This is a genomic window from Telluria mixta, assembly GCF_029223865.1.
Lineage (GTDB): Bacteria > Pseudomonadota > Gammaproteobacteria > Burkholderiales > Burkholderiaceae_D > Telluria > Telluria mixta.
Genome location: NZ_CP119520.1, coordinates 6179346 through 6203039 on the forward strand (window position 1 = coordinate 6179346; position 23694 = coordinate 6203039).

General features: G+C 68.5%; 21 protein-coding genes. 13 read left to right on the forward strand and 8 right to left on the reverse strand.

What is annotated here, in order from left to right:
* Positions 1 to 151 precede the first annotated feature (151 nt).
* Complete coding sequence (gene bcaP, locus P0M04_RS27245) at positions 152 to 1555, reverse strand: branched-chain amino acid transporter BcaP (protein ID WP_281042114.1); 1404 nt, start codon at positions 1553 to 1555, stop codon at positions 152 to 154.
* A gap of 256 nt (positions 1556 to 1811) precedes the next feature.
* Complete coding sequence (locus P0M04_RS27250) at positions 1812 to 2657, reverse strand: metallophosphoesterase (protein ID WP_259451210.1); 846 nt, start codon at positions 2655 to 2657, stop codon at positions 1812 to 1814.
* Between the two features lie 67 nt (positions 2658 to 2724).
* Between P0M04_RS27250 and P0M04_RS27255 the strand changes: the two genes are divergently transcribed.
* The 8 genes from P0M04_RS27255 to P0M04_RS27290 all read left to right on the forward strand — a co-directional run bounded on the left by P0M04_RS27255 (position 2725) and on the right by P0M04_RS27290 (position 11701).
* Positions 2725 to 3351, forward strand: a complete 627-nt coding sequence (locus P0M04_RS27255; RefSeq protein WP_259451209.1) for a LysE family translocator — start codon at positions 2725 to 2727, stop codon at positions 3349 to 3351.
* Between the two features lie 129 nt (positions 3352 to 3480).
* Positions 3481 to 4716, forward strand: coding sequence for an acyl-CoA dehydrogenase family protein (locus P0M04_RS27260; RefSeq protein WP_259451208.1), 1236 nt, complete (start codon positions 3481 to 3483; stop codon positions 4714 to 4716).
* An 11-nt stretch (positions 4717 to 4727) separates the two neighbouring features.
* Positions 4728 to 5501, forward strand: coding sequence for a methionine ABC transporter ATP-binding protein (locus tag P0M04_RS27265; RefSeq protein WP_259451207.1), 774 nt, complete (start codon positions 4728 to 4730; stop codon positions 5499 to 5501).
* Positions 5494 to 6156, forward strand: coding sequence for a methionine ABC transporter permease (locus tag P0M04_RS27270; RefSeq protein WP_259451206.1), 663 nt, complete (start codon positions 5494 to 5496; stop codon positions 6154 to 6156). Before P0M04_RS27265 ends, P0M04_RS27270 begins: the two co-directional genes overlap by 8 nt.
* A 24-nt stretch (positions 6157 to 6180) precedes the next feature.
* Positions 6181 to 6975, forward strand: a complete 795-nt coding sequence (locus P0M04_RS27275; protein ID WP_259451205.1) for a MetQ/NlpA family ABC transporter substrate-binding protein — start codon at positions 6181 to 6183, stop codon at positions 6973 to 6975.
* Between the two features lie 119 nt (positions 6976 to 7094).
* Positions 7095 to 8963, forward strand: a complete 1869-nt coding sequence (locus P0M04_RS27280; RefSeq protein WP_259451204.1) for an AI-2E family transporter — start codon at positions 7095 to 7097, stop codon at positions 8961 to 8963.
* Positions 8964 to 8968: 5 nt separating this feature from the next.
* Positions 8969 to 11269, forward strand: coding sequence for a serine/threonine-protein kinase (locus P0M04_RS27285; protein WP_259451228.1), 2301 nt, complete (start codon positions 8969 to 8971; stop codon positions 11267 to 11269).
* 42 nt (positions 11270 to 11311) lie between these two features.
* The gene (locus P0M04_RS27290) at positions 11312 to 11701 is read left to right on the forward strand and encodes a hypothetical protein (RefSeq protein ID WP_259451203.1); all 390 of its coding nucleotides are present in this window, start codon (positions 11312 to 11314) and stop codon (positions 11699 to 11701) included.
* A gap of 9 nt (positions 11702 to 11710) precedes the next feature.
* Here P0M04_RS27290 and P0M04_RS27295 read toward each other — a convergent pair whose 3' ends face one another.
* Entirely contained in the window at positions 11711 to 13234 is a 1524-nt protein-coding gene (locus P0M04_RS27295; protein WP_259451202.1) for a sigma 54-interacting transcriptional regulator, read from the reverse strand.
* A gap of 169 nt (positions 13235 to 13403) precedes the next feature.
* On the opposite strand from P0M04_RS27295, the gene P0M04_RS27300 reads away from it, so the two are divergent.
* On the forward strand, positions 13404 to 14402 hold the full coding sequence (locus P0M04_RS27300; RefSeq protein WP_259451201.1) for an ATP-binding protein: 999 nt from the start codon (positions 13404 to 13406) through the stop codon (positions 14400 to 14402).
* On the opposite strand, the gene P0M04_RS27305 is transcribed toward P0M04_RS27300, so the two are convergent.
* From P0M04_RS27305 to P0M04_RS27315, 3 genes are read right to left on the reverse strand one after another with little or no spacing between them, the layout of a single operon-like run.
* A complete protein-coding gene (locus P0M04_RS27305; protein WP_259451200.1) occupies positions 14399 to 15124 on the reverse strand; it encodes a M15 family metallopeptidase in 726 nt (241 codons plus the stop codon). The two genes, P0M04_RS27300 and P0M04_RS27305, sit on opposite strands and share 4 nt — an antisense overlap.
* Positions 15125 to 15142: 18 nt before the next feature.
* Positions 15143 to 15514 (reverse strand): DUF427 domain-containing protein, encoded by a 372-nt coding sequence (locus tag P0M04_RS27310; RefSeq protein WP_259451199.1) that lies wholly within the window; start codon positions 15512 to 15514, stop codon positions 15143 to 15145.
* Between the two features lie 58 nt (positions 15515 to 15572).
* A complete protein-coding gene (locus P0M04_RS27315) occupies positions 15573 to 15932 on the reverse strand; it encodes a DUF2784 domain-containing protein (RefSeq protein WP_259451198.1) in 360 nt (119 codons plus the stop codon).
* A gap of 112 nt (positions 15933 to 16044) precedes the next feature.
* On the opposite strand from P0M04_RS27315, the gene P0M04_RS27320 reads away from it, so the two are divergent.
* The gene (locus P0M04_RS27320; RefSeq protein WP_259451197.1) at positions 16045 to 16848 is read left to right on the forward strand and encodes a lipid-binding SYLF domain-containing protein; all 804 of its coding nucleotides are present in this window, start codon (positions 16045 to 16047) and stop codon (positions 16846 to 16848) included.
* A gap of 78 nt (positions 16849 to 16926) precedes the next feature.
* Here the strand turns inward: P0M04_RS27320 and P0M04_RS27325 are convergent, their stop codons facing one another.
* Both P0M04_RS27325 and P0M04_RS27330 read right to left on the reverse strand, forming a co-directional pair.
* Positions 16927 to 17517: an NF038129 family PEP-CTERM protein gene (locus tag P0M04_RS27325; RefSeq protein ID WP_259451196.1), complete on the reverse strand. Its 591-nt coding sequence runs from the start codon at positions 17515 to 17517 to the stop codon at positions 16927 to 16929.
* A gap of 10 nt (positions 17518 to 17527) precedes the next feature.
* Positions 17528 to 20545, reverse strand: coding sequence for a putative Ig domain-containing protein (locus P0M04_RS27330; RefSeq protein WP_259451195.1), 3018 nt, complete (start codon positions 20543 to 20545; stop codon positions 17528 to 17530).
* 503 nt (positions 20546 to 21048) lie between these two features.
* Here P0M04_RS27330 and kduI point away from each other — a divergent pair.
* Genes kduI through P0M04_RS27345 form a run of 3 tightly spaced genes read left to right on the forward strand, consistent with a single transcriptional unit; the run spans position 21049 to position 23684 of the window.
* Entirely contained in the window at positions 21049 to 21897 is an 849-nt protein-coding gene (gene kduI, locus P0M04_RS27335) for a 5-dehydro-4-deoxy-D-glucuronate isomerase (protein WP_259451194.1), read from the forward strand.
* A gap of 9 nt (positions 21898 to 21906) precedes the next feature.
* On the forward strand, positions 21907 to 22662 hold the full coding sequence (gene kduD, locus P0M04_RS27340; protein WP_259451193.1) for a 2-dehydro-3-deoxy-D-gluconate 5-dehydrogenase KduD: 756 nt from the start codon (positions 21907 to 21909) through the stop codon (positions 22660 to 22662).
* Positions 22659 to 23684 (forward strand): sugar kinase, encoded by a 1026-nt coding sequence (locus tag P0M04_RS27345; protein ID WP_259451192.1) that lies wholly within the window; start codon positions 22659 to 22661, stop codon positions 23682 to 23684. The genes kduD and P0M04_RS27345 overlap by 4 nt, the downstream gene beginning before the upstream one ends.
* Positions 23685 to 23694 lie beyond the last annotated feature (10 nt).

Genomic DNA, 23694 nt, shown 5'->3' on the forward strand with positions numbered 1-23694 from the left:
GGTAAATGTTCTACCAAGATTATGCGGACCCGGCCTGGTTGGCGTAATCGGTACGCTTCCCTCCAGAATGTCGGACAGGGATTACAAAAATTGTATCGTTGCCAAAAAGAAAAGCGGCGCCGCAGCGCCGCTTTATGGAAGCAAAGTCGAATCAGGACTGCGTCACGCCGCTCAGCAAGGACCGCGAACGGGCATAGCCGAAATACACCAGCAGGCCCAGCACCAGCCAGATGACGAACGCCACCCACGTGATCGCGGACAGGAACGACATCAGCGCCAGGCAGAACACGACGGCGATGCCCGGCACGATGGGCACGCCCGGGCAGCGGAACGCGCGCTTCAGGTCCGGACGCTTCTTGCGCAGGACGATCACGGCGACGGAGACGAGGCAGAACGCGGCCAGCGTGCCGATGTTGACCAGTTCGGCCAGCACGTTCAGCGGGACGAAGGCGGCGATCAGGCCGAACAGGATGCCGACCACCCACGTTGCGAAGAACGGGGTGCCGAATTTCGGGTGCACGGTCGACAGTTTCGCCGGCAGCAGGCCGTCGCGCGACATGGCGTAGATGATGCGGGTCTGGCCATAGGCCATCACCAGGATCACGGTCGTCATACCCAGAATCGCGCCCAGGTCGATCCAGCCGGCGAACCAGTTTTCGCCCGCGTGCTGCAGGGCCAGCGAGACCGGGTGGTCGATGCCCTTGAACATCTGGAACGGGACGATGCCCGTCATGATGGCGGCGACGATCACGTACAGGATCGTGCAGATGGTCAGCGAGCCGATGATGCCGATCGGGAGGTCGCGTTCCGGACGCTTGACTTCCTCGGCGGCCGACGTGACGGCATCGAAACCGATGAACGCGAAGAACACGACGGCGGCGGCGCTCATGATGCCCGTGCCGCCGAACGGCGCGAACGGGTGCCAGTTGGCCGGCGTGACATGCTTGAAGCCGACGGCGATGAACAGCAGCACGACGACCATCTTGATGACGACCATGACGTTATTCACGCGGGCCGATTCGCGCACGCCGTACGACAGCATCGCGGTCAGCACCAGCATGATGACCAGCGCCGGCAGGTTCATCACGCTGTGCACGCCCGGCACCGCGCCCGGCGCCGCGGACAGCACTTCCGGAATGGTGATGCCGAAGCCGCTCATCAGCGACTGGAAATAGCCGGACCAGCCGACGGCCACCGCCGACGTCGCCAGCCCGTATTCGAGCAGGAGGTCCCAGCCGATCATCCAGGCGACGAGTTCGCCCAGGACGACGTAGCTGTAGGTATAGATCGAACCGGCGATCGGCACGGTGGACGCGAACTCCGCGTAGCACATGGCCGCGAAGCCGCATGCGATGGCGGCGACGATGAACGATACCGTCAGCGCCGGCCCGGCCGTCAGGGCGCCGGTACCGGTCAGCACGAAGATACCGGTGCCGACGATCGCCCCGATGCCCATGAGGATGAGGTCGGTTGGCCCCAGCACTTTCTTCAGCCCGCCCGGGGTACGGGAGGCTGCGACCATGTTGTCGAGATTCTTGGTTCTGAAAAGACTCACTGCTTTCTCCAATCGATAGTAGATAGATCCCGGTCCCTGATTGTTATGCGCGGCGGGCAGGCGGTAACCTGCACATACGTACGCCGAAGGGGGTCTCCTCCTGGGCTCGGACCGCCGGGACTGGCATGCAAGAACAATGCCGGTCGCCAGCCTGGCGGCGTCACATTATCGCCATTCTGTTATCCAGAATCAAAGGAAATACTCAATATTTCAAGGGAACGAAGCTGGGAATCCGCAAAAAATCGGCCATGAAAGCCTAGCGGAGCGTGCAAATGAGGAGTTCCGGATCGGCGTTCAGCCTCAGCGGGATACCGGAACAGCCGACGCCGCGGCTGACGATGAGAGGCCCGTTGTCGGGCTGGTCATAGCGGCCGTAGCAGAAATCGCGCGAACACGGCCCGCTCGGATGGAACAGCGGCGCACCATCCGGGAGCGCGATCTGGCCGCCGTGGGTATGCCCGGCGAAGGCGACGTCGTAGCGCTGGCGCTCCAGGCGGTACAGGCCGTCGGGGGAATGCGTCAGGTAGATCCGGACGGGGCCCGCGCCCGCGAACGTGGCGCTGGCGGACGGCGCCCCCGTCCACGGATCGTCGATGCCGCACACGCTGACGTCGCCGAACGGCGCCGGCAGCGCGACGCTGCGGTTCACCAGCACCTCGACGCCGCCCGCGCGCAGCGCGTCCTCGATCACGGTACGGCCGTTCCAGACGTCGTGGTTGCCGACGACGGCATAGGTGCCCAGCGGGGCCCGCGCGCCGGTGAAAAAGTCCGCCAGGACGGCCACGTTCTCCGCATCGAAGCACACATAGTCGCCGCCCAGCAGCAGCACGTCCGGCGCTTCCGCGCGGATGGCCGCGAGCAGGTCGGCGAATACGGCCGGATGCGTCGTCGGGCCCGCGTGGAAATCGGACGCGAAACCGATGCGCAGCGGCTGCGCCAGGCGCCGTTCCGGGGCCAGTTCCACGTCGCGGCGCGTCACGCGTACCCGGCCGAGACCACCGAGCCGGTAGCTGATCCCGGCGACCAGGCCCTTCAACAGAAAGGCATTCAGGACGCGTTCGAACGCATTGCGCAGGGGTTGCTGGTGCTTGTGACTGGACATAGGAGCCGCACTTTACACCAATGCCGGGTTCAGTGCGGTAACATTGACCTTTTGCCCAGGACCGCCCATGCTGACACCCGACCAGTTCTTCGCCTTCCTCGCCGCCGCCATCCTGCTGACCCTGTCGCCAGGACCGGACAACATGATGGTGCTGAGCGTCGGGATCGCCAAGGGCCGGGCGCGGGGCATCGCCTTCGGACTCGGGTGCGCGTTCGGGTGCCTGTCGCACACGCTTCTGGCCGTCGTGGGCGTATCCGCCCTCATCGCCGCCTCGCCGCTCGCGTTCACGACGCTGAAGGTGTGCGGCGGCCTGTACCTGGCATGGATGGGCTGGCACGCCATCCGCAGCCGCGGCGGTGCCCGCGTCGACACCGCGCACGCCGCCGCCGACCCGGCCCGCACGCTGTTCTTCAAGGGCCTCGTCGCGAACGCCATCAATCCGAAGGTCGCCCTGTTCTTCCTGTCGTTCCTGCCCCAGTTCGTCGTCGCCCAGCGCGGCGACGCCAACCTGCAGACGGCGCTGCTGGGTCTCACGTTCACCCTGCAGGCCGTCGTGCTGTTCGGCCTGCTCGGCTTCTTTTCCGGCGCCATCGGCCAGTGGCTCGCGCGCCGTCCCAAGGCGGGACAATGGCTGGACCGTATCGCCGGCACCATCTTCATCGCCCTCGGCCTGCGCCTGATCGTCTCGCGTTGATGGCGTCGGCCGTAGTTGCATAGTCGCTTTTCGTTTTAACGTTCGTCACATATCGAACGGCGAATATCTTCGTTCACGCCGGGTCGCCCGTTTGCAATACTGGGCCGACTTTGCTGAAGGATATCGACCATGCACCTGGCACTGCACCCAGTTCCCGCATCGTCGGACGGCCCCGCCCACCAGGCGCCGGCCCCCGACCCGTTTGACCCCATCGCCGCCGCCCACGACCTGGCGGCGCGCCTGGCCACCACGGCCGTCGAGCGCGACCGCCTCGGCGGCCATGCCGCGCGCGAGCGGCAGTGGATCCGCGCGTCCGGCCTGCTGGCCCTCTCGGTGCCGCGCGAGTACGGCGGCCTGGGCGCGAGCTGGAAGACGATCGCCGACGTCGTGCGCATCGTCGCGCGTGCCGACAGCGCCCTCGCCCACCTGCTCGGCTTCCACCACCTGCAGATCGCCGGCATCCGCCTGGCCGGCAACGCGCGCCAGCAGCGCCGGCTGCTATTCGAGACCATCGAGCACGACGTGTTCTGGGGCGATGCCCTGAACCCGCTCGACAAGCGCCTCGTCGCCAGGCCGACGGCCGGCGGCTACGTGCTGGACGGCGCCAAGGGTTTTGCATCGGGATCGGTCGGGTCGGACTGGCTCACCGTGTGCGCCTGGGACCCGCTCGCGCACGGCTCGCTCGTCGCCGTGCTGCCCACGCAGCGGGACGGCGTCGCCGTGCACGCCGACTGGAATGCGTTCGGCCTGCGCCAGGCCGACAGCGGCACCGTGACGTTCACGAACGTGCTGCTGACGGAAGACGACGTGCTGCAGCCGGCCGCCCGCGCGGCCACGCCGCAGGCGACCTTGCGCGCCCAGGTCGCGCAACTGATCCTCACGAACGTGTACGTCGGCCTGGCCGAAGGCGCGCTAGGGGCGGCGCGCGGCTACCTGCGCCGCGAGGCGCAGCCGTGGTTCGCGTCCAGCCTCGACGTCGCCGCCGCCACCGACGATCCGTACGTACAGCACCGCTTCGGCCAGTTCCAGGTGCTCGTGCGGCCCGCGCAGGTGCTGGCGGACGGCGCCGCCGCGGAACTGGACGACGCCTTCGCACGCGGCGCCCACCTGACGGGTCGTGAACGGGGCGAGGTCGCGCTCGCGGTCGCGGAAGCGAAGGTCGTCGCGCACAAGGCCGCCATCGAGATCGGCAGCCAGCTGTTCGAACTGACGGGCGCCCCTTCCACGTCCGTGCACCACGGCTTCGACCGCTACTGGCGCGACGCCCGCGTGCACACGCTGCACGACCCGGTCGACTACAAGCTGCGCGACATCGGCCGCCATGCCCTCGACGGCACGCTGCCGGAACCGACCGCGTACGCGTGACGGAGCGCGCCATGAGCCTGATCCGCATCGACCGCGTGACCAAATCGTTCGGTCCCGAGCCCGTGCTGCGCGACGTGTCGCTGCACGTGGAGCGCGGCGACATCTTCGGCATCGTCGGCCAGAGCGGCGCCGGCAAGTCGACCCTGCTGCGCACCATCAACCTGCTGGAGACGCCGGACAGCGGGTCCGTCACCGTCGCCGGCCGCGATCTCACGCGCCTGTCGAAACGCGATCTGCGCGCCGCGCGCCAGAACATCGGCATGATCTTCCAGCACTACAACCTGCTGCAGAACCTGACCGTGTTCGACAACGTCGCCTTCGGGCTGCGCCTGCACGGCATGCTGAATCCGCCCCGGCTGCGCCGGCGCGTGCTGGAATGCCTGGAACTGGTCGGCCTCTCGGCGCGGGCCGACGACTATCCGGCGCGCCTGTCCGGCGGCCAGAAGCAGCGGGTCGCGATCGCGCGGGCGCTCGCGAGCCAGCCCGAGGTCCTGCTGTGCGACGAGCCCACGTCCGCCCTCGACGCCGGGACGACGCGCGCCCTGCTCGACACCTTGCGCGCCGTGAACGCGGACCTGGGCGTCACGATCGTCATCGTCAGCCACGAACTGCCGGCGCTCGGCGCCCTCTGCAACCGCGTGACCGTGCTGGAAAACGGCGTCGTCGCCGAGACGTTCGCCCCCGCCGACACGACCGCCCCGCGCATCACGGCCCTCGGCCGCGAGCTCGCGTTCTACGGCACCGAAGCCGGCGCCCTGTTCCACCCCGGAGTCCTCCATGCTTGAACCGCTCATCGACCTGCTCCCGGACCTGGCCGCCGCGCTGGGCCAGACGCTCACCATGCTCGGCATCGGCGTGTCTGCGGCCGTGCTGTTCGGCGGCCCGCTCGGCATCCTGCTGTTCCTCGTCGGCGACGGCCAGTCGCTGCAGAACCGCCCGCTGGCGCTGCTGCTCGGGTGGACCGTGAACACGATCCGCTCGTTCCCGTTCATCATCCTGCTCGTCGCCCTCGTGCCGCTCACCCGGCTGGTCGTGGGCAGCTCGATCGGGCCGCTGGCCGCGTCGGTGCCGCTGTCGATCGCCGCCGTCCCGTACTTCGCGCGCCTCGTCGAACAGACGCTGCGCGACGTGCCGCGCGGGGTGATCGAGGCGGCGCAGGCGATGGGCGCGTCGGAACTGCAGATCGTCACGCGCGTGCTCCTCGTGGAAGCCCGGTCCGGCCTCGTGCTGGCGCTGACCGTCCTCGCCATCAGTTTCCTGTCCTATTCGGCGGTGGCCGGCGTCGTGGGCGGCGGGGGCATCGGGGACCTCGCCATCCGCTACGGCTACTACCGCTTCGAGACGGACATCATGGTGTTCACCGTCGCGGTCCTCGTCGCGCTCGTGCAGGTCATCCAGCTCACGGGCACCCGCGTCGCGCGGCGGCTGGACAAGCGCTGATTCATCGAACCGCAAGGACAACGCATGCACTTCAAACGTCGCACCCTGCTGGTGCTCGCCGCCGCCCTGGCCGTCGCCGCCGGCGCCCACGCGAAGGACCCGAAGGAGCTCGTGATCGGCACGAGCGCCGGCCCGTACGCGGACCAGGTCCGGCTCGGCATCAAGCCGCTGCTGGAACGCCAGGGCTACAAAGTCAGGATCGTCGAGTTCAGCGACTACGTCCAGCCGAACTTCGCGCTGGCCGAAGGATCGCTGGACGCCAACGTGTTCCAGCACATCGTCTACCTCAACCGCTTCGCGGCCGAGCACAAACTGGCGCTGTCCGAACTGGTCACGGTGCCGACGGCGCCCATCGCCATCTACAGCCGCCGCCACAAGTCGCTCGACGAGGCGAAAGCCGGGACGACCGTCGCGCTGCCGAACGACCCGACCAACGAGGCGCGCGCCCTCGTCATGCTGGAGCAGATGGGCTGGATCCGGCTGCGCCCGCATACCGATCCCGTGAAAGCGTCGGAGAAAGACATCGCCGCCAATCCAAAGGGCGTGAAACTGCTGCCGCTGGAAGCCGCGCAACTGCCGCGTGCCCTGCAGGACGCCGACTATGCGTTCATCAACGGGAACTATGCGCTCGCATCGGGCCTGACACTCACGGACGCGCTGCGCCGGGAGACTATCTCGCGCAACTACGTGAACCTGGTCGCCGTGCGCACGGCCGACCGGGACAAGCCGTTCGCGCGCGACATCGCGAATGCCTACCGCTCGCGCGACTTCCTCGCGTGGTCGGCCAAGCACCAGCCGGGCTACGCGAGGACGGATTGACCCCGCAATTCACGATAAATGGAAAATTCTTCATAGAAATTTGATTGCCGGCCACGTTTTTTGCTACATTGGCGGTTTTACCTTTACGGGATGGCCGCCATCCCCGCAGCCGGCCGCGAATGCGCGAATCCACTCTGTTCAAGCACCTGACCTCCAGTTCGATCGTCACCGCCTGCTGCGTTCTCGGTCTGCTGTATTTCGGGCGCGACGTCCTCGAACCGCTCGCGCTGGCGGTCATCCTCAGCCTCGTCATCGCCCCGCTGATCCGCACCCTGCGGCGCATCGGCCTGGGCCAGATGCCCGCGACGATGCTGTCCGTGCTGATGGTGGGCACGTGCGTCGTCGGCCTCGGCATCGTCCTCGCGTTCCAGCTCGTCGCCGTCACGGGCGACCTGCCGAAATACCGCGCCGCGATCCGCACCAAGGTCGCGGCGGTGCGCGAACTGGCGGAGCGGCCGTTCGCCCGCATCGAGGCCGAGATCAGCGCCGTGCAGCCGCAGGCGCAGCAGAGCGGCACCGTCAGCAGCCGGCGCGGCATGAATACGGTGACCGTCAGCCCCACGCAGCCGCTGCCGGTGGAGATCCGCCAGCCGCGCCTGACGACGCGCGACTCGCTCACGCGCCTGTTCGCGATGGCCTTCGGTCCGCTGGGCGAGGCCGGCCTCGTGCTCGTGCTGCTCGTCTTCATCTCGCTCGAACACGAATCGCTGCGCGACCGCCTGATCCGGCTCGCCGGCCAGACGGAGATCAACCGCACGATCCGTACCCTCGGTGACGCGGCCCAGGGCGTGTCGCGCTTCTTCCTGTCGCAATTCACCGTCAACGTGACCTTCGGCACCCTGATCGGCGTTCTGCTGTGGCTCGCCGGCGTGCCGCACGCGGGCCTGTGGGGCGCGCTGTCTGGCTTGTTGCGCTTCGTGCCTTACATCGGCGTGATGGCGGCGGGCGCGGTGATCGCCGTGTTCGTCGCCGCCATCGATCCGGGCTGGCAGCTGGCCCTGTCCTGCATCGCCCTGTTCGTGGCGCTGGAACTGTTCGTCGCGAACGTCGTCGAACCGAAGGTCTACGGCCACAGCTCGGGCCTCTCTCCGCTCGCCGTGATCGTCTCGGCCGTGTTCTGGGGCGCGATGTGGGGGCCGGTGGGCCTGCTGCTGTCGACCCCGTTGACGCTGTGCTTCGTCGTGGCCGGCCGCCACGTGCGCGGGCTGGAACCGGTGACGATCCTGCTCGGCGACGCCCCCAACGTCTCGGGTGCCCAACGTTTATATCAGCGCCTGCTCACGGCCGACAGCGACACGATCGTGCGCGACGCCCACGCCTACCTGCGTCGCGCCAGCTTCGCGCGCTATTGCGACAAGGTGCTGCTGCCTGGCCTGGCCCTGGCCGGCGCCGACATGCGCGCGGGCCGTATCGACGCGGGCCAGATGGAAACCATGCGCGCCGCCATGGGCCGCGTGGCGGCGACGCTGAACCCGGAAGGCCGCGCGCCCGCACGCACGCGGCGACGGCGCGACGTCTCGCTGCTCGACGCCAACCTGGGCGCCTACCTGCGCCAGATGCGCGAAACCCGCCAGGGCCGCTGGCAGGGGTCGCTGGACGTGCCCGCGCACTCCGTCGTGCTGTGCGCGGCGCTGGCGGCGGAACGGGATGAATTGCTCGCCGAGCTGCTCGTTTCTGCCCTGCGCGACGCCGATATCGATGCGCGCAGCACCCTGCTGGGCGCGGCTGACCGGCCTGGTCCGGAAAAGGCGGAGCTGATCTCCACCGTGATCGTGCCCTATCCCGTGGAAGACCGGCTGGGCGACTGGCTGAATGCCGTCACGGAGCTGCGTACCCACCTGCCGGACGCGCTGCTGGCGACGGTGAGATTGCCGTTCGACCAGTCGACCGTGCCCCAGCCGACGGTCGAGGAACATGTCGACATCGTGCTGCGCTCGTTCGAGGAAGCGCTGGCGTTCGTGGCGCCGGAGCGGGCGCCGCGGACCTGAGTTGCATTCACGTCACGTCTTATCTCGCTGGTCACGATTTTCCCGCCCCAGAGTTGCTTTATCGCTATAATGTTGCCGTACATCATATATTTACGGTCATGGCGGCAACCACTCTTCCTGAAGCGAGCAGGACATCCGACCAGCCGCCGCGGCGCGGGCAGTCCGGGCATTACGAACTGCGCGCCCGCCTCGGCGAAGGCGGTTTCGGCGAGGTCCACGAAGCCTGGGACACGCGCCTGCACCGCAGCGTCGCGATCAAGGCCATCCGCCATGGCGGCACGACGGGCACGGACCTGGTACGCGAAGCGCGCCTGGCCGCGTCGCTGCGTCATCCCGCGTTCGTCAAGGTGCACGCTGTCGAAGAGGATGGCGCCGGCCAGTTCATCGTCATGGAACTGGTGCATGGCCGTACGTTAAAACAGATCCTGCAGGAGGAGTCGGCCGAACTGCGGGTCGCGCTGCCGATCTCGCTCGACTGGATCAGCCAGGTGGCGGACGCGATGCGCGACGCCCACGCGTCGGGCCTCGTTCACGGCGATATCAAGCCGTCGAACCTGATGGTGGAACCCGACGGGCGCATGCGCATCCTCGACTTCGGCCTCGCGCTGCGCCAGGACGCGCTCGCCACCGAGACCGTCTCGCTGGGCGAGGTCGCGGCCAACGGCCAGACCGATCCGCAAGGCACGATCGCCTACATGGCCCCCGAACGGCTGCAGGGCGCGACGCCCGACCCGCGCGCGGACGTGTACGCGCTGGGCGTCATTTTGTACGAACTCGTGTGCGGCAAGCGGCCGTTCGCCACGCTGCATGGGCTGGCGCTGGCCGCGGCCCTGGTCCAGACGTCGTCGGACGGGTGGGATTATCCGGACCGCCTGGACACACCGCTCATTGCGCTGATCCGGGCGATGACGGCGCGGCAGCCCGAACAGCGCGTGGACAGCATGGCCGAGGTGGCCAGGCGGATTGCGGAACTGACCGGCAAGACGGACGCCGGCGCGCCGCGCGCGCCCGTCGCCGCTTCCGCACCTGCCGCGCCGCGCCGGGCCGTGCGCATCGGTGCCGCAGCCGCACTCGGCATCGCGCTCGTCGGCGGGCTGTGGTGGCAGATGGCACCGCGGATGGACGCGCTCACCCGGGCCTTCGCACCCTATTCCGAAGCGATCGAGATGGAGCAGGGTCTGGCTGCACTCAAGCAGGTCGATGTGCCGGACAATCTCGACAAGGCCGAAGCGCGCTTCGACCGTATCCTGAAACACAACCCGGACAGCGCCGCTGCGGTAGCCGGAAAGTCGATCATCAGTACACTCCGCTACATCAGCGACCGCACGGACGAAACATGGCTGCGCAGGGGCGATGCGGGCGCGCAGCAGGCAATGAAACTGAACGATCAGCTGGCGCTGAGTCATATCGCCCAGGGCTGGGTGCGCGATACGCAGGGCCGGCGCGAAGACGCGCTCGCGGCTTACGAACGTGCCCTGCGCCTCGATCCCTCCAACTTCTTCGCCTGGTGGGGCAAGACCGAGGCCCTGCGCCACGCACGACGCTATGCCGAAGCGCAGGCAGCCATCGCCGAGGCGGCGCGCCGCTTTCCCCGCGAACGTGTTTTCTCGGATGCACTTGGTACGGTGTACTACGAGCAATCCGACCTGAAGGCGGCCGAACAGGCTTTTCGCCACAGCATTGTGCTGCAACCGGACGCGGTACGATCCTACGCCAACCTGAGCGCCGTCCTGATGCGCCAGAACCGCGCCGACGAGGCGTTACGCGTACTGCAACAGGGCTTGGAGGTGCGTCCGAGCGCGACCCTGTACACCAACCTCGGCAACATCCTCTTCCTGCGCGGCGAGTATGTGGGCGCGGCCGACGCGTTCGAAAACGCCGTCTCGCCTACCCGCGGCGCACCCGGCTCCTACCAGAACTGGGCGAACCTGGCCGATACGCTGTTGTGGATCCCCGGTCGCGGCGACGAGGCCCGGCAGGCATACGAAAAGGCGCGTCGCCTGCTTGCCGACCGGCTCGAGCGTTCTCCCAACGACGTCGTGCTCGTCTCGCGCATGGGATTGTACGCCGTCCGGTCAGGCCACAAGGATGAGGCGCCGGCATTGTTGACGCGCGCCCTGGCGCTGGCACCGGCGTCGGCCGACGTCCAGTTCCGCGCCGGTCTCGCCTATGAACTGCTCGGCGACCGCAAGCGCGCCCTCGCGGCGATCGCGGCGGCGCTGCGCCTGGGCTATCCGGTCAAGTACGTGGAAGCCGAACCCGACCTGGTCGCGCTGCGCCGCGATCCCGATTATCACGCCGATTGATTCGACTCACCCACCGATCGCTGTTCAACTGAAAGGAAGATCATGCCGCAACCAACTCACCAAGTACTCGTCACCTACGTCAAGGACCAGACCCTGGCCACATGGAGTCTGGACGGTGTTCCCCAGAAAGACGGCGACCAGTTCACGGTCCTGCCAGGCGACAAGGTCGCGTTCCAGTTCGAAGGTCCCGACGACATCGCGGAGTGTGTGTTGATCAGTGGTCAGATGAACGGTCGTGCCCACGGCAGTTCCCCGTTCAGCGAAGGCAACCGTGTCAACCTCAAGGTGCACTCGACCCTCAACGTCGGTCAGCAATCGGGCCTGTGGGGTTTCACGATCTCGTTCTCCACCCGCAATAGCGACGGGACCAGTTCGTTCTATTATCTGCCGGATCCGGAAATGGATGTCGGCACCGTCCCGACGGACGACTGATCCGCTGGTCTACGTCGGCGCCACGCGCTCCAGCGCCAGGCGCCGCACCTCCCGCCGCAACGACTCCGTCGGCGTCTTGAGCAGTACCGCGCAGCGCCCGACGTCGCCGGCACACGCGGCCAGCGCCCGTTCGATCTCGTCGGCGGGAATCCGCTCCGCCCAGCGGATCTCGCGGTGGGCATCGAGCAGCTTGTACATCGTCGGCCGCGAGATGCCGAGATCGCGCGCCGCGGCCTGGATGTTCCACTCGTTGCCGGCCATCGCCTGCAGCACCTCGGCATCCGTGATGTCGGACGGCTTGCGGCGCGGCGTGTCCGGTGCCGGCGCGGGCGGTGCTTCCGCGGCCGGTACGAGGCGCGCCGCGCTGCCGGCCGGGGCCGGCGTCAGGCGCACCAGTTGTTCGAGCTGCGGCGTGCCGCCGTGCTGCACGAGCAGCGCGGCACGGCGCAGCGTGTGGCCCAGCTGGCGGATATTGCCGGGCCAGTCGTAGCACGCGATTTCGACCACCAGCTCCAGCGGCAGCACGGGCTGCGCGCCATGCGCCTGCAGCAGGTGCACGATCAGCACGCCGATGTCTTCGCGCCGCGCGCGCAGCGGCGGCAGCTGGAGCGCGAACCCTTCCAGGCGGCGCAGCAGGGCCTGGTTGAACGCGGCCGTGTCGAGGTCCTGGTCCGTGGCCGCGATCAGGCGTGCCGTCGTCTTGCGGTCCTGGCTCGCGCCCAATGGCCGGTAGTCGCCGCCTTCCAGCACGCGCAGCAGCATCGGCTGCACGCTGGCCGGCGCATTGCCGATCTCGTCGAGGAACAGGGTCCCGCCGTCCGCTTCCGCGAACAGCCCCTTGCGCTCCTGCGCCCCCGTGTACGCGCCGCGCGCCGCGCCGAACAGCTCGGCGGCCGCCAGCGATTCGTTCAGTGCCGCCATGTTGACGGCGACCAGCCGCGTCTGGGCACGCTGGCCCAGCGCGTGGATCGCGCGCGCCGCGATTTCCTTGCCGGTCCCCGTTTCGCCCAGCAGCAGGACGGGGATGTCCGTCGGGGCCACCATGCGGATCTGGTCGCGCAGCGCGATCGCCGCCGCGCCCACGCCCACGAGCCCCGGCACCGGGTTGTGCTTGGGCAGGCATTCCATCCAGTGCAGGCACAGGACGACGGCGCGGCCCAGGGTCAGCACCTGGCCGCGCGCGACGTCGGCCGCATCGAACCGGATCGGCCCCGTCGCGGCCCGGCCGTTCAGCTCGACCGGCATGCGGGTCGCCGGGAAGTGCACGACGACGCCTTCTCCGCCGGTCTCTTTCACGATCCGCACGGGATCGCGCGAGATCGTGCCGTGGCCCAGCGGCAGGCCCGCCTGGCCAGGACGATAGAACAGGGGCGCATAGCGGTTCACTTCCAGCGTGCCGGGATCGCCGACGAATTGTTCGCCGATGCGCGCCGGATCGGGATGCCAGAGGATCGTCAGCGCCAGCAGCGGCCGTCCGGGCATGCCCTGCGCGGACAGCTGCAAAGTCTGGGTGTATTCGGTGGAGTCGAGCATGCGCGGAACGTCTACGTTGTCGCTTTACATGTAAAAAACATGGCAATTTTACACGCAGAAACTCTCGCCGGGCCGGAATCGGGCGCGTTTGCCCAGGATTTCGTCATGGCACGGCGTTTGCAATAGGAGTATCGCCGCCATCGGGGCGGTGCCTTTTCCCGGACGTGCCATGACATTCAACCTCGCTTCCTCGCCCATCCAGCCCTTTGACGCCCGCGTCATGCTCGACGTGCACAGCCTGAAAGCCCTGCGCCAGCGCCGCGGCGGACGCGAGGCACTGTCCGAACAATTCCAGGAACGAAGGCTATGCCTCACCCGCGCCGCCATCAAGCGCGCCGAATCCGGCAAGCCCGTGCCCTACCGCACCGTGCGCCACCTGGCCGCGTTCTACGGCATCGGCGTCGAGACCCTGATCGACGCGGAGCCGACCCGCCAGGCAACGCTCGCGCGCCGCGTGCCGGACCTGCCGGACATGTCGGACGTCGAGCGCCTGCAATGCCGTGCCGTCATCGATGCGGTCCACGTGGCCGGCCGCGGGCGGATCATCGACATGCAGGGCGTGGCCGGGTCCGGCAAATCGCACCTGCTGTCCTTCGGCGCCCGCGACGCCCGGGCACGCGGCTACACCTGCGTCGTGCTCGACGGCGCACCGGACAGCCACACGGCCGCCGGCCTGATGCTCGCCCTGCTCGGCCTGCAGGCCGACGCCGGCACCGACGCCGTCCCGCTGGCCGACCTCGTGCGGTCCCGCTGCGCCGCGCTGGGCGTGTCGCCGGTCCATGTCGATGCCTGCGTCGGCCTCATCGACGCCGCGCCTGAATGGCCCCTGCCGGCCACCCAGCTGCTGCAGACGGCCGCCCTGTGCGCGCTGGTCCAGCACCGCGCGGCCAACCAGCCCCTCCTCATCGCGATCGACGACCTCCAGTGCGCCGACTGGCAGCTCGCGATGATCCTGAACGTGGTCGTGCCCACGACGCTGGATTACCCCGTGCTGTGGATGTTCGCCACCCGCCTGGAACCGGGTCCGATGCGGCGTCCGCTCGGCGTGCGCATGGACGCGCTGGCCCGCACCACGCTGCACCTGACGCCGCCGCCCGGGCGCACGGACCGCGCCGACGCCGGCGGCGTGCACCGCCTCGGCCGCACAGGCGGCCAGGCCGCCGACTAACGCGCCGGTACCGGGTCGTCCACGTCCAGCACGTGGTCGCGGAAAATGTCCGGCAATATGTCCAGCACGAGGTCGCGGCCGAGCAGGTCGCTCCCCCGGACTGCGCGCGCCACCATGTCGATGTCGATGGCCGCCAGCGCCGCCTGTGCCGAGGCCGCATGGCTCAGATGCCACGGCTCCGGGCACATGCCGCGGCGCCGCGTCCGATACGGGCGGAAGAATCCGAAACGCGCCGCATGCACGTCGAGCCAGGCGTGCAGGCGCGCGTACACGCCGTCCGGCCCGGCCTCGTCCGGCAACAGCTTCGCGCGGTAGCCGGGCGGGTGCGCGGCGCGGTCGAACACGTCGATATCCGTGCCCCAGTGACGCCGCGTCGCACCCGGCAACCCGGTCCAGTCGAGGATCGCGCGGACAATCTCCGGCGGCGCCAGCGCCTCGAAGTCGCGTGACCTGCCCTGGCAATCGTACAGCGTTGCCTGCCCGGAAAACTTGCGGTTCCAGTTGCGGGCCTGGGCGTCGAACGGCCGCCACGATGCGATCGGCAGCATGTCGATGCCGTCATGCGCGGCCGCGGCGCGCATCGCGAGGAAGGCCGCCGCGACCTCGGGCCGGGCCGCAAAGCGGGGCTGCCCCGGCGGTTGCCCTGGCGTCTGCCCATACTGCTGGACATGCGTGCGCGCACGCCCCGTCAGCGTGAACTCGTCGAACGGCCCGCTGCTCATCGCGTCGCGCCGCCGGCTTCAGCGGGTCTCGATCGCATCGACGCGGTCGGGATAGAACGCCACGTGTTCGCGAATTGCCTCCACGGCCGGGTATGGCGCCTCGTAGCTCCACACCGCGTTCTCGCCGCGCGGCCCTGCCCCCGCGATCGAGAAATAGGAACAGTCGCCCTTGTACGGACAATACGTGTGCCGGTCGGTGCGCTGCAGGCGGTCCATGGCCACGTCCTCGCGCGGGATGTACAGCACGGGCGGATAATCCGCCTCGCGCAGCGCGAGCGCGCGGCCGCTGCTGGCGATCACGGCACCGCCGGCGCGCACCGTGACGTGGCCGGGCGCCGGCGCGATGCTGATCGGATGGTCGGGACCGGGTGTCTTCATGGCTGTCGGCATGTTCTCTCCTGTCTTGGCCATCTACGATCTCATGCCGGCCAGTCGGGCGCAAGCCCGATCAGCGCGCGCCGCGCACGATGCGCGCGTACAGCACGACGTTCAGCGCCAGCACGGCCGCCGCCAGCCCCCATTGCATGGTCCGCGTGAGACCGGCCGGGTAGATGAGTCCGACGAGGTAATGGTCGACGAAGCCGCCCGCGTAGCCGGCCGCCCCGGCCAGCATGCGCAGGTGGTTCTCGAGCCCGGTCAGCGGACATGCCGCCCCGGTGGCCTCGATCCCGATGCCCCATATGACGGCGGCCAGGTGCAACGGCAACAGGCGGCGCCGGCGCACGACGAGCAGCGCGCCGCCCGCGACGAACAGGATGAAGCCCAGGTGCACTACCAGCACCACGGTGGCGAGTGTGTGATAGACCATGGGCCCATGATAACCACCGGCGCACGACTGATACATGTCAAACCCGCATCCGGGTGCACTCCTATTCTCCACCTTCATCGCCGATCCGTTCGGCCGAACCGAGGAGAACATCATGATGCACGTGATGCCACGCACGACCACGCCGCCGTCCGCGGCCCGGCGCCGGTCCATCCTTAGGCAAGCCCTGCTGGGCGCCGCCGCCCTGCTGATGCTCGCCTTCGCACTGCCTGTCGCCACCGCGCAGTCTTCCCAGGCGTCGCGCGCCACTGACAGCGACTCCGCCACGCGGCGCCAGCAGACCGCCGTCAAGCACGTCAGCGACGCCGTCGGCGTCGTGCATACGATGACCAACGACACCGGGATGCCGGCGCTGCTGGGCCGCGCGCGCGGCGTCTTCATCGTGCCCACCTACGGACGGGCCGCGCTCGGCGTCGGCGGTGCCGGCGGCGCGGGCGTGCTGATGGCCCGGCGCGCGGACGGTTCCTGGGGCAACCCGGTGTTCTTCGACACCGGCGGCCTCAGCATCGGACTCCAGGCCGGCGTGGAAGGCGGGCCGATCGCCCTCGTGCTGCTGAACCAGAAAGCCGTGGACAGCTTCCGCAACCGTAACAACTTCTCGCTCAGCGCCGACGCCGGCCTCACCGTCGTCAACTTCGCGCGCATGGCCCAGGGCTCCACGGCAGGCGACGTCGTCGCGTGGTCCGGCAGCAAGGGCCTGTTCGGCAACGCGGCCACGGTGGGCATCAACGACGTGCGCTACAACCAGCGCCTGACCGAGGCCTATTACGGCAAGCCGATGACGGCGCTGCAGGCGATCGACAGCACGGAGACCAATGCCCAGGCCGACGCCCTGCGCAAGGTGCTCGGCAGTCCGCCGACGCCGGCCGGCAGCAGCGGCAAGACCGGCGGGCGGTAGCAGCGGCATACCGGGCCCGGGATGGTCGCCCGGACCCGATGACGGTGGCTGCGCCCGGCGGCGTGCCACCGTGGACGGTTACACCGGCCGACGCCGCACGGCCGCCAGCACGCAGCCGGCCAGCACCACCAGCAACAGCGTGGACGGCTCCGGCACGGCACGCACGGCACTGAACGCATTGTCCGGCGTGACGGTCAGGCGCCCGTCCGGCGCCGCGTCGGGATGGAGGGCGATGCTGCCCAGGTCGCCGTCGACGCCGAGGTAGTGCGTGTCGTCGAACAGCGACCAGCCGAATGTGCTGCCGTCGCTGCCGTCGCCGAACAGGAAGCTCACGTCGAAGCCGACGTGGCCGCCCAGCCGGATCGCCTGGAACCAGTCGCCGCCGCCCGCATCGCTCGCGAACGCCAGCGCGCCCGGCGGGCCGCCTGTCACGGAGCCCGTCGCGACGGGCGTGCCCAGCAGGTCGGCGGCCAGGTTCGTCACGGACGCGCTGGCCGCGGTGGCGCCGCCGACGCTCAGGAACGTGAAACCGAGGTAAGCGGTGCCCGTGCCCAGCGTGGACGTGTCGATGTCGACGTGGTGGACCGGCACGGCCAGCGCCGCGCCGGCGCACAGGCACATCCAGGTTGCGGCCAGCAGCCGGGCCGCGCGGTGTGTGATGGACTTCATCATTCGTCTCCTAGTAGTTAGCCTTGTACAGTTGCGGGGTATAGGCAATCGCGGCCCTGGCCGGGTTCGAGAACGTCGTGGTCACGGTCGCCGTCTGGCCCGGCGCCAGTTCCGCCTCGCCCAGCGTCACGTAGGGCACGCCGTCCTTCACGCCCGTCGCGTTGTCGAGCGCGACGCCGTTCGTCAGCCCGACAAGGCGGAACTGCAGCGGTCCCTTGAGGGCCGTGCCGCCCGTGTTCGTGAACGTCACCGTGCCCGTGTACTTCTGGGTGAAACGGTTCATCGTCAGGCCGGAACGCGCAATCTTCACATTGCCGGTCAGGTCCACGGGCGCCAGCAGGTCGTAGCGCGTCCCGTAGAAGTGGAATTCGCCGTACGACGAAATGCCCGGATACGCCGGATCCGTCGGCGGTCCCGGATGGTCCACGCGGGCCATGAAGTAGCGGTACTGCTGCGTCTCCTGGCCGGGCACCACGGGGATGACTTCCATCTCGAAGTTGCGGCCGCCCGTGTCCGTCGTCTCGCGGCTGGTGAGCAGCGTCCAGTTCACGTTGTCGTTCGACCCGTACACGTTGGCGCCCTGCGAGCGGTTGCCGAACATGTAGCGGGCCTGGATGCCGAAGGCGCCGACGGCCACACGGTAGTTCTCGCCGAAGTCGATGGTGATCGGGGCACGCAGGTCGCCGGAATAACTGTTGTAGTTATTGTCGACCAGCAGGGCCGGACGGTCGGCGCCGAAGCCGATGGTCGTCACCATGTTCCTGCTCCAGTCCAGGCTGCCGTCGGACGCGACGCGGGGATTGACCAGTTCCAGCTTGCGCACGGCCGCCTGCACGGCCTTCAGCAAGGCCGGAAAATCGGCATCGGACACGGTGCCCATCTGCTGCTGCAGCGGCGCCAGCTCCGCCTTGAAGGCGGCCAGCGACGGCGTCGTGTACGCGGCGGCCGGATCGTAGCCGTCGAGCGCGGTCTGGAACGCGGACGCGCGGTCCGGTTGCACGTTCAGCCGTGCCGTCATCGTGCTGATCGCGACGCCGTCGGTCGCGGCCACGACGATGTCGTGCACCCCGACCTGGGCCGGCGCGGGCGTCCAGTCGAACGCGCCGCTGGACGTGTTCACCGTCGCACCGGCCGGCAGCCTGACGGCCTCGTACGCGACGCTGTCGGCCGTGTTGGCGTCCGTCGCGGCATAGCTCGCGCGGTAAGGCATGCCCTGGACGACGATCTCCGTCACGGGGAACACGGGCATGGCGAAGCGCGGCGGCGTCAGTTGCGACGGCGCCGACATGTTGACGTAGTCCACGTCCACCGTCGCACCCTCGGGGCCGGAGAATTTGAAGAACATGATGTTGTCGCCGAGCCAGCGGCCGCCGATGGCTGCGGCCGACGTGTCGGGCACGATGTAGCGCCACTGGCCGTGCGTGTCCGGCACCGTCATGACCGACCACGGCGTGGCGTCGCGGCTGGCGCTCGCCGACAGGGTCACCGGTGCGCTGGTGCGGACCATGATGCCGACCGGCGCATACTTCGAGCGGTCCGCATACTGCACGTCGTGGAAGACGATCGTGGCGCCGGCCGGCGTCACGCTGCCATGGCCGAACGTGCGTTCGCCCTCCGTCTGCATGGTCCAGCCGCCGTCGAGGAAGATGGATTTGCGCTCGGTCTCCAGGATGCCGGGCGTACCGGCGGGCAGCGGCACGCCGGTGAGCGCCCGCGGCAACGTGAAGATCGCGGTCGGGCCCATGTCCTTGTTGTTGGGCGTCGCCGGTCCCCACGGGATGGCCGGACCGTTCGCGTGCGCCGCGGCCGTCGCCAGATAAGGCGCCTCGGCATCGACGTCCACCCCTTCGACGTATTTGTACGTGTTGTAGATCTCGGCGATCGCGTCGACCTCGTACAGGCGGCCGCGGTAGGCGGGCGAGATGCCCGACGTGCCTCCGGTCGTGTCGGCCCAGGGCGTATCGTAGCCGAGCATGTACTCGGCGTACGCGTTCGCGCCACGCAGCAGGCGGTTGTCGCCGAACCGGTATACGTTCACGGCGTCGCTGCCGGTCGACGGTTTGCCCGTGAACGGATCGACCTTCGTGCCCTGCGCGGTCACGAGGCGCAGCAGGCCGCCGAGGATATCGACGTTATCGCCCGCGTGCGCGCCGTCGCGCGACATCTCTTCCACCTCGTAGAACGTCTTGCCGGTCTTGTTGATCGGGTTGTCGGCGTCGATCCGCGCGATCGCCGACATGATCGCGCCGTTGATGTCCTGGCGCGTCGACGTGGCGTTGACGGTCAGCCATTCGACCGACTCGTCGTAGCGCGACCGGTTGTCGGTGAAGATCGCCCCGGCGATCCTGCCGACGAGCGAATACTGCTGCTGGTTCCTGAACCGCTCGTTACTGGAGAAGAAGGTGCGCTCCATCGGGTCGATCAGGTTGTCCTTCAGCTTCTGCGTGTCGGTGTCGGTCCACGCGAGCGGATAATCCGCATAGGTCGGATCGGCCGGCGTGTAGCGCATGATCTCGGCGGCCATCAGCATGCGCGACAGCGGCACGCCGTTGTGGATGTGCGCGTCCGGAAAATAGGCATACCCGTTCGGGTTCATGTTGCTCCACGTGCGCAGGATGCGCATCGCGTTGCGCCGGTACTCGTTGCGGCCCGTGACGTAGTACAGGATCGCCTGCGTCAGCGCGCCCTGCGAATCGTTGATCATGCGCGTCTGCGCCGTCGAACTGCTGTAGTTCGGCGTGTTCGGCGTATCGACCTTCGTGGCGTCGCGGTTCGTGGGCTGCAAATTGATGTTCGCGTAGTTGCAGCACACGTTCGCGAGCACGTTGTAGTACGACTTGTAGGGCTCGACGTCGGCACGGATCTGCTGGCGCACGTATTCCAGCTGCTCCGGCGTGAAGCCCACTCCCGGATGGCGGAAGCCGGTGCTGCTCACGACCGGCTGGGCCATCGGCGTGGCGACGAAGGTCACGGCCCTGGCGCCGCTCCCCACGAGCACCAGCGCGGACGCCAGTGCCAGTGTCACCATCTTTCCTTTTGCGTTGCCGCGCAACGCATTCCACCTTTGATGCGAATGGTTATACATGATTGTCCTTATATGTTTGCTAACCAGTTCATGGGTGCCGTCGACGACACTGCCTCCTCCTTTGACTGTTGTGTTATCGATAGCGCTGGCGATCGTAACACGAGAACAACTAAACGGATGAAATTTTGTTATCGTTACCCGAGCGTGTTGCGCCGCCCGAAAAACGCAGCATGGCGTGGAAAAAACCCGACCCCATCGAAATCTGTTGATCGCGACGACAACTTTTGTTATCGTTAACTTGCGCTGTACGCTCGGGCATAGCCGGTTCGTGCCGGTATGGCGATCTCCTTGCGGGTACGTTCCAGACCCGTATTCGGCCCGCCTCGACCTCGTCGGGGCGGGTCATTTTTTTTTGTGCCGGCCGGCCTGCCGCGGGGTTTTACTTTTTGAAATACCCTGATATGATTGTTATCGATAACCGCCATACAGGGAACGAGGAGACACCCATGTTCGAAAAGACGTACTACGCAACCCACCCCGACATGATGAACGGCGCGAGCAACGACCAGCTGCGCCAGCGCTACCTGCTCGACAAGATGTTCGCGCCGGACGCCGTCACGCTGAACTATTGCCACGACGAGCGCTTCGTCATCGGCGGGGCCGCACCCGTCGCCGGTCCGCTGGCCCTGCCCGCGCACACCGAGCCTGCCTCCGCCGCCGGCCAGCCGTTCCTGGCACGGCGCGAGCTGGGCATCATCAACGTGTCCGGCGGCACGGGCCGTGTCACCGTCGACGGCCAGGCGTTCGAGCTGGCCCCGCGCGACGGCCTGTACGTCCCGATGGGCAGCGCCGACGTGGTCTTCGAATCGCTGGACGCGGCCGATCCGGCCCGTTTCTACCTCGCGTCGACGCCCGCCCACGTCCGCTGCGAACTCGTCAAGATCACGCACGCCCAGGCGATTCCGCTGGAGCGCGGCAGCCCGGAGACATCGAACGAACGCACGATCTACCAGTACGTCATCCCCGGCGTGTGCAAGTCGGCCCAGCTGCTGCTGGGTCTCACGATCCTCAAGACGGGCAGCGTCTGGAACACGATGCCGCCGCACGTGCACGAGCGCCGCTCCGAGGTGTATTTCTACTTCGACCTGCAGGATGACCAGCGCGTGTTCCACTTCATGGGCGCCCCCGACTCGGCGCGCCACATCGTCGTGGCCAACGAGCAGGCCGTCGTGTCCCCGCCCTGGTCGATCCACATGGGGTCCGGCACGGCGAACTATGCCTTCATCTGGGCGATGGGCGGCGAGAACCTGGACTACACGGACATGAAAGTCCTCGACATCTGCCAGCTGAAATAAGGGGATTCCATGCTCGACCTGTTCAACCTCGCCGGCCGCACGGCGCTCGTCACGGGTGCCAACACGGGCCTGGGCCAGGGCATCGCCATCGCGCTGGCCGCAGCCGGCGCCGACATCGTCGTCGCCGGGCGCAGCCCCGCCGAAGACACGGCCGCGCAAGTCCGCGCGCTCGGCCGCCGCTTCCTCGACGTGCGTGCGGACCTGTCGTCCACGGCACCCGTGCGCGACGTCGTCGATGCCGCGGTCGCCCTCAACGGCCGGCTCGACATCGTCGTCAACAATGCCGGCATCATCCGCCGCGCCGACAGTCTCGACGTCGACGAGGCGGACTGGGACGCCGTCATCGACACCAACCTGAAGTCCGTCTTCTTCCTGGCGCAGGCCGCGGCGCGCCATATGGCGCAGCACGGCGGCGGCAAGATCGTCAACATCGCGTCTTTGTTGTCGTTCCAGGGCGGCATCCGCGTGCCGGCCTACACGGCAAGCAAGAGCGCCGTCGCGGGCCTGACGCGGGCCCTGGCCAACGAATGGGCCGCGCAAGGCATCAACGTCAACGCCATCGCACCCGGCTACTTCGACACGAACAATACGGCGGCCCTGCGCGCGGACCCGGTGCGCGAACCGGCCATCCTTGCGCGCATTCCCGCCGGCCGCTGGGGGCAGCCGGGCGACCTGGCCGGCGCCGCCGTGTTCCTGGCCAGCCGCGCCAGCGACTACGTCCACGGCATCGTTCTGCCGGTGGACGGCGGCTGGCTCGCCCGATGAGCGTCCGTCCCGACATGGCGGGCCGCATCGTGTGCTTCGGCGAGATCCTGCTGCGCCTCGCCGCCCCGCCGGGCCGCATGCTGCTGCAGACGCCGGCGCTGGACGCGTGCACGGGCGGCGCGGAAGCGAACGTCGCAGTATCGCTGGCGCTGCTCGGCCACCGCACTGCCATGGTCAGCGTCCTGCCGGACAATTCCCTGGGCCGCGCGGCACTCGACAGCCTGCGCGCGCACGGCGTCGACACGGCCGGCATCCGCCTGCGCCCCGGCCGCATGGGCCTGTATTTCATCACGCCGGGCGCGGTGGTGCGCCCCTCCGAAATCATCTACGACCGCGCCGGCTCCGCATACGCGCTGGCCAACCCTGGCCTGTACGACTGGCCCGCGCTGCTGGACGGCGCCGGGTGGCTGCACGTGTCGGGCATCTCCCCGGCCGTCGGCGACGGTCCTGCCCAGGCCGTGCTCGCGGCGATGCGGACGGCCCGCGCCGGCGGCGTGCGCGTCGCGTTCGACGGCAATTACCGGTCGACCTTATGGGCCGAGCGCGGCCAGGACGGCGCGCCGCTGCTGCTGGAAGCCATGCGCATGGCGGATGTGCTGTTCGCCGGCCCGCGCGACATCGCCCTCGTCCTGGACCGCCCCGAACTGGCGGATCCGGCGCGCGAACCGGAAGCGGCGCGGGTCGCGTTCGCCGCGTTCCCGCACCTGGACCTGCTGGCCTGGACGCGCCGCGCGCAGCACAGCGTGGACGAACACGAGCTGTCGGCCGTCCTGCACACGCGCGCGGCTTCCGTGACGGGCGGCAGCTACCGGCTGTCCGGCATCGTCGACCGCATCGGGACCGGCGACGCCTTCGCGGCCGGCGTCCTGCATGGCCTGCAGACCGGCATGGCCCCCGCGGACGTGGCCGGATTCGCGCTGGCCGCCGCCGCCATGAAACATGCGATCTCGGGCGACTTCAACCTCGCCCGGGCAGACCAGATCGAGGCCGCACGCGCCGGAGTGTTCGATGTACGGCGTTGACGCGGGGAGG

What these genes read in the sequence shown, in the direction of transcription:
- P0M04_RS27250 (WP_259451210.1), bottom strand. Translation starts at nt 2,657, where the DNA reads ATGTCCAGTCACAAGCACCAGCAACCCCTGCGCAATGCGTTCGAACGC.
- P0M04_RS27255 (WP_259451209.1), top strand. Translation starts at nt 2,725, where the DNA reads ATGCTGACACCCGACCAGTTCTTCGCCTTCCTCGCCGCCGCCATCCTG.
- P0M04_RS27260 (WP_259451208.1), top strand. Translation starts at nt 3,481, where the DNA reads ATGCACCTGGCACTGCACCCAGTTCCCGCATCGTCGGACGGCCCCGCC.
- P0M04_RS27265 (WP_259451207.1), top strand. Translation starts at nt 4,728, where the DNA reads ATGAGCCTGATCCGCATCGACCGCGTGACCAAATCGTTCGGTCCCGAG.
- P0M04_RS27270 (WP_259451206.1), top strand. Translation starts at nt 5,494, where the DNA reads ATGCTTGAACCGCTCATCGACCTGCTCCCGGACCTGGCCGCCGCGCTG.
- P0M04_RS27275 (WP_259451205.1), top strand. Translation starts at nt 6,181, where the DNA reads ATGCACTTCAAACGTCGCACCCTGCTGGTGCTCGCCGCCGCCCTGGCC.
- P0M04_RS27280 (WP_259451204.1), top strand. Translation starts at nt 7,095, where the DNA reads ATGCGCGAATCCACTCTGTTCAAGCACCTGACCTCCAGTTCGATCGTC.
- P0M04_RS27290 (WP_259451203.1), top strand. Translation starts at nt 11,312, where the DNA reads ATGCCGCAACCAACTCACCAAGTACTCGTCACCTACGTCAAGGACCAG.
- P0M04_RS27295 (WP_259451202.1), bottom strand. Translation starts at nt 13,234, where the DNA reads ATGCTCGACTCCACCGAATACACCCAGACTTTGCAGCTGTCCGCGCAG.
- P0M04_RS27300 (WP_259451201.1), top strand. Translation starts at nt 13,404, where the DNA reads ATGACATTCAACCTCGCTTCCTCGCCCATCCAGCCCTTTGACGCCCGC.
- P0M04_RS27305 (WP_259451200.1), bottom strand. Translation starts at nt 15,124, where the DNA reads ATGAGCAGCGGGCCGTTCGACGAGTTCACGCTGACGGGGCGTGCGCGC.
- P0M04_RS27310 (WP_259451199.1), bottom strand. Translation starts at nt 15,514, where the DNA reads ATGCCGACAGCCATGAAGACACCCGGTCCCGACCATCCGATCAGCATC.
- P0M04_RS27315 (WP_259451198.1), bottom strand. Translation starts at nt 15,932, where the DNA reads ATGGTCTATCACACACTCGCCACCGTGGTGCTGGTAGTGCACCTGGGC.
- P0M04_RS27320 (WP_259451197.1), top strand. Translation starts at nt 16,045, where the DNA reads ATGATGCACGTGATGCCACGCACGACCACGCCGCCGTCCGCGGCCCGG.
- P0M04_RS27325 (WP_259451196.1), bottom strand. Translation starts at nt 17,517, where the DNA reads ATGAAGTCCATCACACACCGCGCGGCCCGGCTGCTGGCCGCAACCTGG.
- P0M04_RS27330 (WP_259451195.1), bottom strand. Translation starts at nt 20,545, where the DNA reads ATGGTGACACTGGCACTGGCGTCCGCGCTGGTGCTCGTGGGGAGCGGC.
- kduI (WP_259451194.1), top strand. Translation starts at nt 21,049, where the DNA reads ATGTTCGAAAAGACGTACTACGCAACCCACCCCGACATGATGAACGGC.
- kduD (WP_259451193.1), top strand. Translation starts at nt 21,907, where the DNA reads ATGCTCGACCTGTTCAACCTCGCCGGCCGCACGGCGCTCGTCACGGGT.
- P0M04_RS27345 (WP_259451192.1), top strand. Translation starts at nt 22,659, where the DNA reads ATGAGCGTCCGTCCCGACATGGCGGGCCGCATCGTGTGCTTCGGCGAG.